The sequence below is a fragment of the Actinopolyspora lacussalsi genome, assembly GCA_030803735.1.
Taxonomy (GTDB): Bacteria; Actinomycetota; Actinomycetes; order Mycobacteriales; family Pseudonocardiaceae; genus Actinopolyspora; species Actinopolyspora lacussalsi.
Map to the genome: position 1 here is coordinate 2280617 of JAURUC010000001.1, position 14160 is coordinate 2294776.

Below are 14160 nucleotides of genomic sequence, written 5' to 3' on the forward strand. Positions count from 1 at the left end.
CCCCGTCCCGCGTTCAACCGCGCGCGAGCCCCTCGGCGGCTCGCGCGCCGCATCCCCCTCCCCTTTTGAAACCGCTTCCGGCGATGCGCGCCGCCACCGGTTTCGAGGAAACCCGCATCGAGGAGCTTCCCGTGGAAACGACGACGGAGCCCGTCTACGGAGTCATGCCGCTGCTGGCGATAGCGGTCGCAGCGGTGGCCCTGCTGCTGTTACTGATCGTGCGGTTCAAACTGCACGCCTTCATCTCGTTGGTGCTGGTCAGTCTGCTCGTAGGACTGGCGACACGGATACCTTTCGACGAACTGGTGGACACGCTGCTCACCGGGTTCGGCGACACGCTGGCGAACGTGGGGCTGCTGGTCGGCCTGGGAGCCATGATCGGGCGGCTGCTGGAGATCAGCGGCGGTGCACGGGTCCTGGCCGACACGTTGATCAACCGGTTCGGCCCGCGACGGGCTCCGCTCGCTCTGGGGCTCGCCTCCCTGCTGTTCGGTTTCCCCATCTTCTTCGACGCCGCCTTCGTGGTGCTCCTCCCGATCGTATTCAGCGTGGCGCGACGGTTCGGCGGCTCGTTGCTGCTGTACGCCCTCCCCACGGCCGGGGGTTTCCTGGCGATGCACGCCCTGGTCCCGCCGCACCCCGGCCCGGTGGCGGCTTCCGAGCTCCTCGGAGCCGATGTCGGCCTCGTGCTGCTGCTCGGTCTGCTCGTGGCCGTGCCGTCCTGGTACGTGGGTTCGTACGTCTTCTCCAAGTTCATCGGTCCCCGTATCGACGTTCCGGTGCCGGTGCTGGGCGCTTCATCCGAAGTGGACCAGGACGCGGCGGGCTCGGAGGAGGCCGCTCCGCTCCCCCGGTTCGGCAACGTCCTCGCGGTACTGCTGCTGCCGCTGGTGATGATCTTCCTGCACACCGGGTTGGAGACACTTCGAACGGTGGGAGCGGTCGACTCGGAGGCGGCGTGGGTACGTCCGCTGCTGCTGCTCGGGGAGACACCGATCGCGCTGTTGACCACCGCGATCGTCAGCATCGTCGTGTTCGGACGCGGACGCTCCCGGACGAACGTGGAGCGGATCGTCAACGGAGCGCTCGGGCCGGTGTGCGCGATCATCCTCATCACCGGCGCCGGTGGGATGTTCGGAAGCGTGCTCCAGGCCAGCGGAATCGGCGACGCTCTCGCGGAAACGCTCAACGCGGCCGGATTCCCCCTGATAGTGGCCGCGTTCGTGATCGCGACCGGGTTGCGCGTGGCACAGGGTTCGGCCACGGTGGCGCTGACCACCACCGCCGGGCTTCTCGCGCCGACGGTCGCTGCCGTCGACGGGCTCTCCTCGCTCTACCTGGCGCTGCTCGTGCTGGCGATCGCGTGCGGATCGATGGTGCTGTCGCACGTCAACGACTCGGGATTCTGGCTGGTGGGACGTTTCCTCGGCCTCGATGTGAGCACCACGCTCAAGACGTGGACCGTGATGGCCACGCTGGTCGGCGGCACGGGTTTCCTGCTGGTGCTGCTCATCAGCGTGTTCGCCTGATCTCGGCCCGGACTCACCGGACGGCGCGGCCGGTCGATTCGTCGGGGGCGTGGTGCACCGGGCTCGGTTCACCACGACGCACTGGGCGCGAGCCGGACGAACCAGGGCCGGACCCGGTTCTCGTGGGAGAGAAACGACTCGCCGGGAAGGACCGACGTGGTGTAGTACTTGCTCGACGTCGGTCCTGCCGGAGCGAGAGGCCGCGGGAGGTTCCGCCGACCCGACCACTGCCACGAGGACGTTCACCGTTGACCAGAACCGTGCGAGCCGAGTTCGACGAGCGGACCGTCACCGTCTACCAGGCGTACCGCCCGGAGATCGCCGACGCCGCGCTGCGGGCGGGCACGTTCGTCGCACCGTTCAAGCACGACCGCATGACCTGGATCAAGCCTTCGCTGCTTTGGATGATGTACCGCTGCGGCTTCGGCACCAAACCCGACCAGGAGCGGGTGCTGGCAGTGCGGCTGCGGCGGGAGGGTTTCGAGTGGGCGCTGGCCCACTCCTGCGCGAGCTCGTTCGACCCGAGGCGCTACCGCGACCACGAGCACTGGCGCGCCCATCTGGCCGAGAGCCCGGTGCGGGTGCAGTGGGACCCCGAGCGCGACACCGCCATGCGCCCCGCCGAGAGGCGGGCGGTCCAGGTGGGGCTGGGCGGTGACGCGGTGCGGCGCTACGTCGACGAGTGGATCGTGTCGGTGCACGACCGCACCGAGCTGGCGGGCGAGCTTCACCGGCACCACCGGGACGGCGATCACGAGGCGATGCGGCGGCTGCTGCCGGTGGAGCGGGAGTACCCGCTGCCGGAACGGATCCGCACCGTCATCGGCGGCGACTGAACACCAGGGGAATCGCTCGGGGACCGGGGACACCCGATCGGGGTCGCCACCTCGCGCGGTGGGAGATCCCGCGGGCCGAGCACTCGGACGTTCCGATCGTGCGACCGCGAAGAGCGGCCCGCGCGGCCGGGAGAGGAGCTCCCGACCGCGCGGCGGGGTGGCTCACTGGGAGACCCGCACCCAGTCGATCAGGTAGCGGGAGCTGCCCGAGGCGACCTTGTCCACGGTGGACTGCGGGATACCCGGGTAGGGCTGGGTGACCCCGTTGACGCCCTGCGGGTAGGTGCCGCCGAGCGCGAAGTTGAGGATCATGTACTGCGGGTCGTCGTAGACCCAGGTCCAGCCGTTCTGCTCGATCTCGGCCTTGGTGATGCGGTAGATCTGCCTGTCGTCGACGAAGAAGGTGAACCCGCCGTTCCACCAGTCGGCGCGGTAGGTGTGCCAGCCACCCGGATCGCCGTTGGGGAAGGACTGGCTGGCGTTGACCGGGGTGTCGCCGTGGTACTCGGGCCCGTGCAACGAGACGTTGGTCCACGGCTCGCCGACGTTCTCCATCACGTCGACCTCACCGTTGGTGGGCCAGGGCTCGCCCTCGTCGATCTTCGCGCCCAACGACCACCAGGCGGGCCACAGTCCGGCCGCGTTGGCGTTCTCCGGCAGTTTGATGCGGGCCTCGTACCTGCCGTAGGTGAACTCGAAGCGGTCCTGCGTGCTCACCCTGCCGGAGATGAAGTCGTAGCTGCGGCCGTCGGGGGCCTGGTGGCCGGGCCGGTATCGGGGGTGCAGCGCGAGCGCGCCGCCGCTGGCACCGGCGACGTTCTGGTCGATGTAGATGGTCTCCGGCGAGTCGACGTAGGCCTGCTGCTCGTTGTTGACCGTGCCGAAGTTCTCGCCGGTTTTGAGAACCTTCCACTTGGAGCGGTCGAGGTTGTTGCCCGAGAAGTCGTCGAAGAAGGTCACCGCGGACGTGTCCGCGGAGTCGGCCGGGCTGGCGGCGCTGGTGGCGGATACCGACAACAGGGCGGTCAGCGCCAGGGCGGCGCCACCGACCAGTTGCTTCCTTCGTCCACGCATCGAAACTCTCCTCGTTGGGGGTGACGGAGCGGGTGCACCCGAACAACGATGCTGGTGGGGAGATGTTGAACGGTAAAGACGGTATCGATCAAGTAACACGAAGTTGCGCCGGAAGGCCGATCGGGCGGCGACGATCGGGCGTGCTCACAAGGACAGCAACGAGCGAGTGTGAGAACTTGACGTTCTTTCCCCCGAAGCGGTGCCGGTACGTGGTGGTCGGTTCGGGCCGGGAGTACCTCACGGTGGAGATGCGTCAGGTTCGGCTCATCACACCGAAGTTCGTCCAGTACCGGCACGTGGGCAGAAAGATCAACGGTCCAGTTCGATCCTGTGCTCTCGCAGGTCGAACTCCTCGAAGTACTCCTTGGTGTTCTTCGCCGCGAGCATTCTGACGTGTCCGTCGTACTCCAGGAAATGGGAGAAGTACACCCTCACTACATCCCCGTCGAGCGAGGCGGCACAGGAAAACCTGTCACCCGGGGAAACGCAGTACAGGAGGTCTATGTCCTCGGCCACGTCCTCCAGCTCGCACAGCAGGGAAGGCTCATCGCCGGTATACACGACCAAGACGTGCCCGAAAGATCCCCAAGGCGTACCGCGACATTTTTCCAGGAAATGGTCGTCCACGTCATCTGGATGACACAGCTTTTCGTTCTCAACTACCCGCCAGTCGACATGACTTCCGGCCCACGGGAAGGAGTTGAGGTAATTCTCGAAGCGTCCCGAAACTCTTTCGTCCAGGGCGATCACGTCGTGCTCTTGCATCCATTCTTTGATTTGCGGCCTGTCCAGATACATCGAAACCCCTCCGGAAAATCACGAACACGAGAAAAGAAAACATTACCGGGCAGATCCACGACAGGCGCACATCCACCGGGGTCACCCCACGAAGCCGGGCGAACCCGACAGCGAGTCCGGTTCAACCGACTTCGGTAATCTCGACCCCAAAACTTTCCCACAACTCGGAAACCAGTTTCCGTCGTGCGTAGCGCACCAAGCCGCGCGCCCACCACCTTCCCTCGTCGAACTTGGGAAATACATCCGGGATCAGCAGTGGCCGAAAGCGGGCGTCGATGATCTCCACCCTGGTGCGAAACACCACCATTCCCGAGAACTCCTGCAGCTCAGGGGTGTTCAAAGCAACCTCAATACTATCTCTTAGTGTTCGATCGTTAAAGTAGTCCTCCCTATCGTAGGGATACCCCTTATCGCAGTCCGCAACGAAACGGTCCCATCGCCCCAGCAAGGCATCCGGCTCCAGATCCCGCCATTGTCCCGACTCTCGAACAACCTCGACGAAGGCATCGCGAAAACTACCAGAACTCCACGTCATCCAACCACCAACGCCCCTTCCGAAAGATCATCTGTACGGATCCATATCCGCGAGATACCGCGCGGTCGTCTTGAACCACGGCGAATCCCCAGGAAAATTACGCGGCATCCACGGCTCCCGCCGTCGCCCCGAGACGACTTCCACCAAGAACTCCACCATCGAACCCTCGAAGACGCTCCATCGCGACACATCTCGATCACGAGACACTATCCACCAGCGATCCGGATCCTCTCGAGGATCCATCCACCAGTAACAGACATCAACGTCGATAGTAAAACCCCAAGGCAGCAGATCAACCCGACCGGGTTCGAGTGTGTAGCGCTCAGGAACCCTCTCCGCGGCGGAACGCAAATCGTCCAACTGCTTTTCCCACCACTCCGAAAACTCCTCCTCCGAAGTAATCAGCTGCTCCAACAGCAAGTAATCTTCGAGTGTTCCGTCACCGTAAACCTCCATGAACTCCTTGTAGTCGTTCGGCAGCGCCACGCCGAGTCGACGCTCGACATCTTGCCAAGGCTGCGGTGCGGGTGCCACCTCCGGAGGCGGAAGCAGCTGTTTGAGACGATCAACACTCGGTGAAATCTTATCCTCCGTACTGTTCACAGCAGAAAGTTTGTCTGCGAATATATTTTATATTGGTTATGTTCGATGGCAGGATTCTGGTTTGTAGCGAAGTCCCCACCAGCCGTCAGCAACACCCACCCTACGCTACACAGTTCAGGGATTCCGACACCTGCAGCCGGGACACACCAGTAACACGCTATGTGGCTTTACCCGTATATCGAAGTGAAACAAGACTGCCCCACAGGGGGCAATCCCGAGAAGAAGTCTAAATCTGATTCACCAGAAAAAACAGACAGCAACAGTCGCACCATACCACCCTTATATTTATACCATTTATTCAGTTCGCCGTCGCACAATACAACGTCCCAGTCATCCGGAGACAACTGCCTATCGATCTGCCAGAAGTAAGCATCGCCATCAGGAGTTCCGGCCCAAGGCAACAAGGTATCCTCCGGCAGAGAAACCCACGACGGCAACAAAATCACATCTCTCAGCTCAATGAAGGATTCTCTTTTTTCTTTCCAGAATTCACTGATCCCGTCACTGTATTCCGCTTCACAAGGAGACACCACAAGGATATAACTATCGAAATCACCCGGACCATAAACTTCTATAAACCTTTTGTAGTCGCCAGGAAGAGAGGATCCCAAGGAGCTCTCGATCCCGACCCAGTCCACATCAGGAAGATGAACATTTGATGGAGAAACGAACCTCTTCAACTGCTCTACGTAATCCAATTGAAGCCCTTCAGCAAAAATATCCCAATTGATTGGACCATTCCCTGTTCGTGCGGCACCTTGATGACACCTTTGTCCTCGTCCTCGGCGAGCCACTCGTTCGCTTCGTGGAAATCGACAACATCGCGAAGCCTGCTCCGAACATCACCCGGAACGGACTTTATCTCCTGGTTGAACGCCTCCGCCGCAGCGGCGGGCAATCTGGCCACAATCAGAAGTACATCGCCACTTTGATCATACGGGATTCGAGTGAGCTCGTCGGCCGCCCAGGCGACACCCTTCCCGAGATCCCCGAGCGGGAAACGCTGCAGAGCACGATACGCGGCTTGATAAGCACCGTAATCGTCTTCGGCTCGCAACGAAGAAACGATAGGAACAACCGCCTCCGGACCTTCATCACCGGTCACGGAGTCAGCCAGCTCCACATAACGGTTCCAGCGACGCTCGGCTTCATCCTGCGGAACAGTCTCATCCTCATCCTGGATGATATCACCGCACTCGACGATCTCAACCTTCCAGTCCACAGACACCCGACACCAACTCCTCACTCCATGCCCTACGACCGCGGCAACGAAGAAAACCCCCATGAAAAACTGGACACTAGCAGTAACGTGACTTACCCACTGCGACCGGCAAAGCGCCCTGACGCTAGCACAACTTCGTTCTCAAGCGACCAAGCATGAACCACGTGTTCGACGACTCTAGGAAACGCTCAAAATAATAATCACAGCTACACCACCACAAGACAACGAACTGGTCAGATTATTCACCACCGCACAACTAAAAATCAACGCAGAAAAACGAAAGTGTCGCCTTCCGCTCTTAACCTACAACTGACCTAATGTAAACCTCCATGCCGGTCGGCAAGATACTGCGCAGTAGTTTTAAAACACGAAGAGCCACACAGAAAATCATCCGGGAACCAAGGCTCTCGACGTCGCCCTGAGGTAATTTCCACCAAAAACTCCATCATGCCACCTCCGAAAAAGTTCCACTCCATATCCCGCTCACGTGACACCACACGCCACTGATCCGGATCCTCCCTAGGATCCATCAACCAATAACACACATCACCGTCAATCGTATAAGCCCACGGCAACAAATTTACTTTACCTTCTTCGACAGCACCTCCCGGAAATACGTCCTCAGGACTCATACGAATCTCTTCCAAATCCCTTCCTTTCCACCCCATAGCCGCCTCGAAAGATTGGCTGTAAGAAAGAAATATCAAAAACTCCTCAATAGTACCACCGCCATATGTCTCCATGAACTCCTTGTAATCGTTCGGCAGCGCCACGCCGAGTCGACGCTCGACATCTTCCCAAGGCTGCGGTGCGGGTGCCACCTCCGGAGGAAGTAACAACATTCGCAACCGATCCAATGAGGACGCCATCGGCAACTCGCTCTCCATTCCCGCGACATGAGTCATCACTCATCTCACCGTTCACCCGAGTCGCGGTCGTTGAACGACAACCTTCCTTTGAGCTGTTCCGGAGCAAGGTCCGCAGGATGAACGTATGCCTCTTCGTCCAACTCACCGCGCCGTACCATTCCCGCGATCTCGAAATCAGTGTCGAGCAGACTCGCCCGAAACCGATCGCGCCGCTCGTCGAGCACCACCACAGTCAGCGACTCCCCCACGCCGGGAAGCTCCTCGGAAGCCAACCAGGACGGAATCTTGATCTTGTCGACAATTCCCTCGACACCGTCCCGTGTAACGACCCTGACACCGTACGACTCCACCGCGACCACAGTCACGTCCAACTCCGCGCAATCCCGTACCAACGAATCGCTCGTTCCCGTGTCGCACATCCGCCGTAGCGTAGCCTTCCTCAACCGGTCAACCGACCCGGACCATATCCACGAGCCCAGCCAGGAACGGATTCGACCTCAACTCCTCACGAGCCCCGTACAGCACGTCCAAAGCGGCACGAGCCGCGACAACAGGAGCCCGCTCGATGTCGTCCGCGGAAACACACGAAACCACAGGCGAAAAGCTGTAGGACAACTCGACATCACCACCTTGCTTCGTCGCGAAGACATACTTATTGATTCGCGACGTCATCACAATAGAAGCACCGAATCTGGCGACTTCACGCCTCAACAGGTCAAGCATCAAAACAAAGTCAACAACCGAAACAACCGGATCCGACAGCAAAATATCGTTCTCGCCATCACTGATCACGACATCTACGTTAAAATAGTAAAAAACAAAATCATTATTTGTTAAATCATAAAGAGGGATTTCCGAATCCCACTCACCCCTCCATGACGGATCATCACCGCGAGGGAAAAACGCAAAAGATATCATCGAAACCTCGAGGGCGGAATGAACCACGGTCAAATCGTGATGACTGCAACACCAACCATCGTTCCGGACACGATACACTCCGCCCCCGAATCTCGTCCGCGACCGACACACAGCCCAAGCTCCTACTCTTCGGATCGCTTCACGCACCAGCTCAGGGGGAAACACATGCGCAACCGCGAACGGATCGAGTGCATCGAGAACAGTCTCATGCCGTTGATCAGGAGGGTTCCCGCGCTGTCCGACGAGGACCGAAAAGACATGACCGAACTCGCTGTCCACGCCGAGTGGGGGATAGCTTTCGAGAACATGTGCGCTCAGCTCGGCGAGTACGACGCGGTTCTCACACGCGAGCTCCATGAAGAAATCGTCCGTGTCGGCCGGATGTGCGGAGTCGAACCCCGCACCTGGAAGAATCTAGACGAGAACGTGGAACAAGGACGTTAACGAACCCGAACTCCACTGCCGATCAGCACAGTAGATCCCAGCACTCCGGCGTGAACGGCTTCAGGTCAGTTGTCATACTCGATCAGATCCTCCACCGCTTGGCGGAGCCAGTCGTAGAAGCCCTCGTACTCTCCCTGCCGCTCCCACCCCGGCGAAGCGAAATCGTGGACGATCACCACGCGGGCATCGCGATCGAGATCCCAACAAGCGACATCATCGTTGTCGATCCTACGAGCGAACGGGATCACATTCCTGTCCGGATAGCGCTCCCGCAGACCAGCACAGCGCTCCACGAGCCCTTCTCCCGCAAGAACCAGCCACGGTTCCAGGTCCGTGAGCCCGAGCTCCACCACACGAACGAACTCCCGAGGATAGGTAAATCCTTCCGGAAGACATTCAGGCCTCAGCGAGTTCGCCACTGATTTACCACCCATCCTGCGACAGACTCCCAAAAAGCCAAGCTTCGCGATGCACAAGCCCACTGTTCTCGATTCATGACACCCCTGTACTCACGCGGTCATTCGCGCGGCACCTTGATGATGCCTTTGTCCCCGTCCTCGGCGAGCCACTCGTTCGCTTCGTGGAAATCGACAACATCGCGGAGCCTGTTCCGAACATCCCCCGGAACGGACTTTATCTCCTGGTTGAACGCCTCCGCCGCCTCAGCGGGCAATCTGGCCACAATCACAAGAACAATTCCACTGCGATCATACGGAATCCGAGTGAGCTCCTCAGCCGCCCAGGCGACACCCTTCCCGAGATCCGCGAGCGGGAAACGCTGCAGAGCGCCATGCGCGGATGCATAAGCACCGTAATCGTATCGGACTTTCAACGAAGAAACGATCGCAGCAACCCCCTCCGGACCTTCATCACCGGTCACGGAGTCAGCCAGCTCCACATAGCGGTTCCAGCGACGCTCGGCTTCATCCTGCGGAACGGTCTCATCCTCATCCTGGACGATCTCACCGTACTCGACGATCTCAACCTTCCAGTCCATAGACACCCGACACCAACCCCTCAACTGTGTTTCCTACGACCGCGGCAACGAAGAAAAACACCCATGAAAGAAACTGGAAAATAGCAGTAACATATCTTACCAACTACGACCGACAAAGCACCCTGGCATCAGCACAACTTCGCCCTCAACCAACCGAGCATGAACCACGTGTTCAACAGTGCCAAGGAAGCCCCAGAAGGACGATCAAGACTTCGCGAACTCGATCCCCGACGCGTTCCAACTTGCTCGTCTCGTCAGCACTGTACTCGGTTCCGAGCACTACCCCCGCATCAGCCAAGACATTTTCACATCCCCGACAACATCACCCAAAACCATACACCAAAACCCCACACCAATCGGACACAGCCATGGCCGGGCGCCTTACTCGACCTCAGCGATCTCGATACCAAAGCTTTCCCACACCTCGGAAACCAGTTTCCGTCGCGCATAACGCACCATACCACGCGCCCACCATGCTTTCTCCTCAATCTTGGGAAAAACGCCCGGAATCAGCAACGGCCGAAAGCGCGCGTCGATGATCTCCACCCTGGTACGAAACACCACCATCCCTGAATACCCCTGCAACTCCGGAGTATTCAAGGCCACCTCGATACTGCTTCTCGAAGTCCTATCATTTGAATAGTCTTCCATATCGTAGGGATACCCCTTCTCGCAGTCCGCGACGAAACGATCCCATCGCCCCAGCAAAGCCTCAGGATCTAAATCTCGCCAGCGCCCCGAGCTTCGGATGACCTCGACGAAGAGGTCATGAAAACGATCGGCACTCCACGTCACCAGTCCACCTCTTCAGAGAAATATTCCATTTCTGCATCAGGCCTGAAGTAGGAAACAATCTGGCCGTCGCGTTTCATGCCGATCTTTCCTGTGCTCATCTCGTAACGGATCCACGTGTTATCCCTATCACGTTTGCCTTCCCGGACTCCCGACGGACAGGCATCGGGACACATGAGAGCCTGTGAGTCCGCTACGTACCTGTCGAAGCCGTCCTCGGTGTCATACTCGGGCATATCGGGAGTACGTGTGAAGTTCCCGTCGTCATCCATTCCGAGAACATGTTTGTCGTAATGCTCGTCCGCGCTGTTTTGACCATACGGCGGCCAGTCACAGTCGCTGTTGTGGACGAGTGTTTCGTCGTGGCCGTTGAGGTCGACGTAGTAGGTGTGGGTGTTGTTGATGGTGAGGTTGTGGACCCGCTGCAGCGCGGTCCAGGTGCGGATGCCGGTGACCAGCCGCTGCTCACCCTCAGCGGTGCGCACCCGATCCCCAGCCTGGAGATCGGCCGCGTCGACCCACTCGTCCCGGTTGGGCACCCAGAACGGGTGCTCACCCGTGGCCGTCACCGAGTCGGTCGCGGATCCTCGGTCACCATCGACATCGACGGTGACCTCCACCAGCTGCTTCTCACCTTGGCCGGTGATGGTGGCCGTCACCCGCTCCGGCTCGGTCTCCCCCGTCTGCGGGTCGGTGGCCAGCACCCGATCACCGAGCTCGACCTCCTCAATCGCGACCCGCGACCCATCGGCCAACACCACCTCGGTCCCCGGCACGAAACTATTCGGGCTACACCCACCAGCACCCGACGAACCGCCAGAGCCCGACGACCGCGCCGAACCACCACCGGGCAGATCCGGCGTCGACCCCGGACGCGACATGCCGCCACCACGCCGGAGACCACCCACAGCCCCCAACGCATCCGGCACGAACCCACCGGCATCCTCCCCAGACCCCGCCGAGGCCGCATCCGACGCCAACATCGGTTTCAGCGACGACACCGTTGTTCGAGACCGCTCACCCTCAACGGTTCGGCCTCAGCTACCAGGCAAGCTGCGCGGTCACACGCAGGCTGCGGTGGCCGGTGTCGATCGTTCCCTACTCCCGGGGCACCTTGATGATGCCTTTGTCCCCGTCCTCGGCGAGCCAATCGTTCGCTTCGTGGAAATCGACAACATCGCGGAGCCTGCTCCGAACCTCCCCCGGAACGGACTTGACCGCCTCGTTGAACGCCTCCGCCGCCTCGGCGGAAGACCTGGCCACAATCACAAGCACAATTCCACTACGATCATACGGGATCCGAGTGAGCTCCTCAGCCGCCCAAGCGACACCCTTCCCAAAGTCCGCGAGAGGAAAACGCTGTAGAGCAGCATACGCGCCTTCATAAGCGTCGTAGTCATCTTGGACCTTCAACGAAGAAACGATCGCAACAACCGCCTCCGGACCCTCATCACCGGTCACGGAGTCGACCAGCTCCACATAACGGTTCCACCGACGCTCGGCTTCATCCTGCGGAACGGTCTCATCCTCAACTTGAGGGATATCACCGCACTCGACGATCTCAACCTTCCAGTCCACAGACACCAGACACCAACCCCTCACTACATGCCCTACGACCGCAGCAACGAAGAAAACCACCCATGAAAGAAACTGGACACTAGCAGTGACGCGCATTACCCACTTCAACCGCTAAAGCCCCGGCTTTAACACAGCTTCACCGACAAGCAGCCAAGCGCAGACTACGTGTTCGACCACTCTAGGGAACACCTAGAATAGCAACCAATGCTTCGTGATCTCGGCTCGCGATCCTCCTCAACTTGTCCGCTTCATCAGGACTTTTGGTGGCCCTCTCGACCCGCCACTCCATAAATGTAGGGGCAAACCAGATCAGCTGAACCAGCCTCGAATCAACGGTATTATCGATCGGTGGGATCCTCGACAACAGCGCCACGTAGGCTTCCCCCGCTTCGGGATCAAACAGGCCTGATCGGAGCTTTCTCAAAAAACCAGACTCGCCGTTCCATGCGTATTCCAACGCCTCCAGCAGATCGTTCTCCATCAGCAATCTCCTCACCAACGCCTCACGATGACCTCGACCGACACACGTCGAAAGATCAAAACTTCCTAATCCTTCCTTGCACAAGCCCTATTATTCCTGCTGTGAAAGGGACGAGATGAAATTCCTTCGGCTCCCGCAACGAACCCACGAGTCGATCGCCACCACCACATGCCCCAGTAACTCCAACATCCCGCGCTGAGCGTACCCGCTTGCGCCGCGCGGCCTCACGAGCCGCCGCCTTGGCCCGCGCGACCGTCGCCACGGTGGAACTTCCTACCACTGGACGGCACAACATCAGCGGCCTTGCCGGCCTTACAGGGTTGCCGCAACGCCACTGAGGTAATCCACCAATCAAAGGAATTTGATCTATGGTTGAGAACCTCTCCAGAAAGTTCCCCTCCACCAGTAAAGCCGTGTCCGATCTTTTGGCCATTCGTTTTCTACAGTTTCCAGCGATTCGAAATTATCGACATCCGAGTCGATAAAACGAAAACTAGGATCAGACGGCCAACAGCGATAAGGATCGCAACCCTCTACTCCGCGGCAAAAATTGCATGCACTTTTTACCTCCTGGCTACACTGCGCCTCGACGAGCGAGGACCGATTAGCTCCTCTTGTACGTTGAGGCCACCGGAGCTGGATCAAGTCATCTTCCCAGCCACACACAGGACAAATCAAGTACGATCCAGGAGGCTGATCGTGCACAAGACGACCACAGCACGGACACGGATAACCTGGCATCTATTGAATCTCCATCCCACCACCATGGATCCAAGCAAGTAATGATACCTCGATACCCAGCAGACCCGAATTCACCCGAATTCGGATGAGCCTGGATCAAAAACGCCGCACTTTCTCCTCATCTTGCTTCATAAGCGCTCCCTAACGTATCCGTCTGGGGACTCGATACCAGCAGATGAGGATGGTGGCCAGGTCCAGGAAGCTGTGGTGGAGATCGGCGCGGCGTTCCCAGCGGGTGACCAGGCGTCGAAACCGGTGCAGCAGTGCGAGGGTGTGTTCGACAACCAAGCGCACGGATTGGTTGGTGCCACGGGTACGTTTTCGGCTGGTCAGGGAGTGATTACGCGTTGGCGGAGCTGGTCTCGGTAGGGCTCGTCATCGTAGTCACGGTCGGCAACGACGACCTCGACCACCGGCAGCAGTTGGGTCATGTCGTTCCGGTTGCCGCCGGTAAGCGTGATGGCCAGCGGCACACCACCACCGTCACAGATCAGGTGATGTTTCGAGCCGGTTGTGCCCCGGTTGACGGGACTCGCCCCTGTGACCGCCCCCCCTTTCGCGCGGATGTGGGAGGCATCCACACACGCCCAAGACCGGTCGATCTCACCAACGGCTTGAGCTCGGCCGGCAACACCTGCCGATCCGACAACGGCTTCGAACCCGTCCGACTCACCGAACGCACCGGCAACAGCGGCTCAACCCGCTCCCACAACCCGTCCGAGACCACCCACGGCGCAACCATC

General features: G+C 59.6%; 20 protein-coding genes and 1 pseudogene. 3 read left to right on the forward strand and 18 right to left on the reverse strand.

All coding sequences use genetic code 11. The features are described 5' to 3' along the window. The first annotated feature begins 164 nt into the window (after nucleotides 1–164). Both J2S53_RS10090 and J2S53_RS10095 read left to right on the forward strand, forming a co-directional pair. On the forward strand, nucleotides 165–1529 hold the full coding sequence (locus J2S53_RS10090; protein WP_456242763.1) for a GntP family permease: 1365 nt from the start codon (nucleotides 165–167) through the stop codon (nucleotides 1527–1529). Nucleotides 1530–1777: 248 nt separating this feature from the next. Beyond that, nucleotides 1778–2365, forward strand: coding sequence for a DUF4291 domain-containing protein (locus tag J2S53_RS10095; RefSeq protein ID WP_456240756.1), 588 nt, complete (start codon nucleotides 1778–1780; stop codon nucleotides 2363–2365). A 162-nt stretch (nucleotides 2366–2527) separates the two neighbouring features. On the opposite strand, the gene J2S53_RS10100 is transcribed toward J2S53_RS10095, so the two are convergent. The 9 genes from J2S53_RS10100 to J2S53_RS10140 form a co-directional block, all read right to left on the reverse strand. Further along, nucleotides 2528–3439 carry a glycoside hydrolase family 16 protein gene (locus J2S53_RS10100; RefSeq protein WP_456240757.1) on the reverse strand — a complete coding sequence of 304 codons (912 nt, stop codon included), beginning with the start codon at nucleotides 3437–3439 and terminating at the stop codon, nucleotides 2528–2530. Between the two features lie 309 nt (nucleotides 3440–3748). After that, the gene (locus J2S53_RS10105; protein ID WP_456240758.1) at nucleotides 3749–4204 is read right to left on the reverse strand and encodes a hypothetical protein; all 456 of its coding nucleotides are present in this window, start codon (nucleotides 4202–4204) and stop codon (nucleotides 3749–3751) included. 154 nt (nucleotides 4205–4358) lie between these two features. Beyond that, a complete protein-coding gene (locus J2S53_RS10110; protein ID WP_456240759.1) occupies nucleotides 4359–4772 on the reverse strand; it encodes a hypothetical protein in 414 nt (137 codons plus the stop codon). Nucleotides 4773–4799: 27 nt separating this feature from the next. Beyond that, complete coding sequence (locus J2S53_RS10115; RefSeq protein ID WP_456240760.1) at nucleotides 4800–5375, reverse strand: SMI1/KNR4 family protein; 576 nt, start codon at nucleotides 5373–5375, stop codon at nucleotides 4800–4802. 167 nt (nucleotides 5376–5542) lie between these two features. Then, entirely contained in the window at nucleotides 5543–6073 is a 531-nt protein-coding gene (locus J2S53_RS10120; RefSeq protein ID WP_456240761.1) for an SMI1/KNR4 family protein, read from the reverse strand. Further along, complete coding sequence (locus J2S53_RS10125) at nucleotides 6061–6603, reverse strand: hypothetical protein (RefSeq protein WP_456240762.1); 543 nt, start codon at nucleotides 6601–6603, stop codon at nucleotides 6061–6063. Before J2S53_RS10125 ends, J2S53_RS10120 begins: the two co-directional genes overlap by 13 nt. 308 nt (nucleotides 6604–6911) lie before the next feature. Continuing rightward, nucleotides 6912–7502 carry an SMI1/KNR4 family protein gene (locus J2S53_RS10130; RefSeq protein WP_456242764.1) on the reverse strand — a complete coding sequence of 197 codons (591 nt, stop codon included), beginning with the start codon at nucleotides 7500–7502 and terminating at the stop codon, nucleotides 6912–6914. 8 nt (nucleotides 7503–7510) lie between these two features. Further along, nucleotides 7511–7831: a hypothetical protein gene (locus J2S53_RS10135; protein WP_139235229.1), complete on the reverse strand. Its 321-nt coding sequence runs from the start codon at nucleotides 7829–7831 to the stop codon at nucleotides 7511–7513. Between the two features lie 82 nt (nucleotides 7832–7913). Further along, nucleotides 7914–8411, reverse strand: coding sequence for a hypothetical protein (locus J2S53_RS10140; RefSeq protein WP_456240763.1), 498 nt, complete (start codon nucleotides 8409–8411; stop codon nucleotides 7914–7916). A gap of 138 nt (nucleotides 8412–8549) precedes the next feature. Here J2S53_RS10140 and J2S53_RS10145 point away from each other — a divergent pair, with 138 nt between their 5' ends. Next, nucleotides 8550–8828, forward strand: coding sequence for a MafI family immunity protein (locus tag J2S53_RS10145; protein WP_456240764.1), 279 nt, complete (start codon nucleotides 8550–8552; stop codon nucleotides 8826–8828). A 65-nt stretch (nucleotides 8829–8893) separates the two neighbouring features. On the opposite strand, the gene J2S53_RS10150 is transcribed toward J2S53_RS10145, so the two are convergent. The 9 genes and pseudogenes from J2S53_RS10150 to J2S53_RS10190 form a co-directional block, all read right to left on the reverse strand. Then, nucleotides 8894–9181 carry a hypothetical protein gene (locus J2S53_RS10150; RefSeq protein ID WP_456240765.1) on the reverse strand — a complete coding sequence of 96 codons (288 nt, stop codon included), beginning with the start codon at nucleotides 9179–9181 and terminating at the stop codon, nucleotides 8894–8896. Between the two features lie 164 nt (nucleotides 9182–9345). Then, complete coding sequence (locus J2S53_RS10155) at nucleotides 9346–9831, reverse strand: hypothetical protein (protein ID WP_456240766.1); 486 nt, start codon at nucleotides 9829–9831, stop codon at nucleotides 9346–9348. 375 nt (nucleotides 9832–10206) lie between these two features. Beyond that, nucleotides 10207–10620: a hypothetical protein gene (locus tag J2S53_RS10160; protein ID WP_456240767.1), complete on the reverse strand. Its 414-nt coding sequence runs from the start codon at nucleotides 10618–10620 to the stop codon at nucleotides 10207–10209. Next, nucleotides 10617–11600, reverse strand: a complete 984-nt coding sequence (locus J2S53_RS10165) for a polymorphic toxin-type HINT domain-containing protein (RefSeq protein WP_456240768.1) — start codon at nucleotides 11598–11600, stop codon at nucleotides 10617–10619. The genes J2S53_RS10160 and J2S53_RS10165 overlap by 4 nt, the downstream gene beginning before the upstream one ends. Nucleotides 11601–11715: 115 nt before the next feature. Beyond that, nucleotides 11716–12201: a hypothetical protein gene (locus J2S53_RS10170; RefSeq protein ID WP_456240769.1), complete on the reverse strand. Its 486-nt coding sequence runs from the start codon at nucleotides 12199–12201 to the stop codon at nucleotides 11716–11718. Nucleotides 12202–12373: 172 nt separating this feature from the next. Further along, nucleotides 12374–12676 (reverse strand): hypothetical protein, encoded by a 303-nt coding sequence (locus J2S53_RS10175; RefSeq protein WP_456240770.1) that lies wholly within the window; start codon nucleotides 12674–12676, stop codon nucleotides 12374–12376. 366 nt (nucleotides 12677–13042) lie between these two features. Beyond that, nucleotides 13043–13417, reverse strand: coding sequence for a CPCC family cysteine-rich protein (locus tag J2S53_RS10180; protein ID WP_456240771.1), 375 nt, complete (start codon nucleotides 13415–13417; stop codon nucleotides 13043–13045). Between the two features lie 141 nt (nucleotides 13418–13558). After that, nucleotides 13559–13711: a hypothetical protein gene (locus J2S53_RS10185; RefSeq protein ID WP_456240772.1), complete on the reverse strand. Its 153-nt coding sequence runs from the start codon at nucleotides 13709–13711 to the stop codon at nucleotides 13559–13561. A gap of 38 nt (nucleotides 13712–13749) precedes the next feature. After that, nucleotides 13750–14159: pseudogene (locus tag J2S53_RS10190) on the reverse strand (transposase); the annotation flags it as partial. Nucleotide 14160 lies beyond the last annotated feature (1 nt).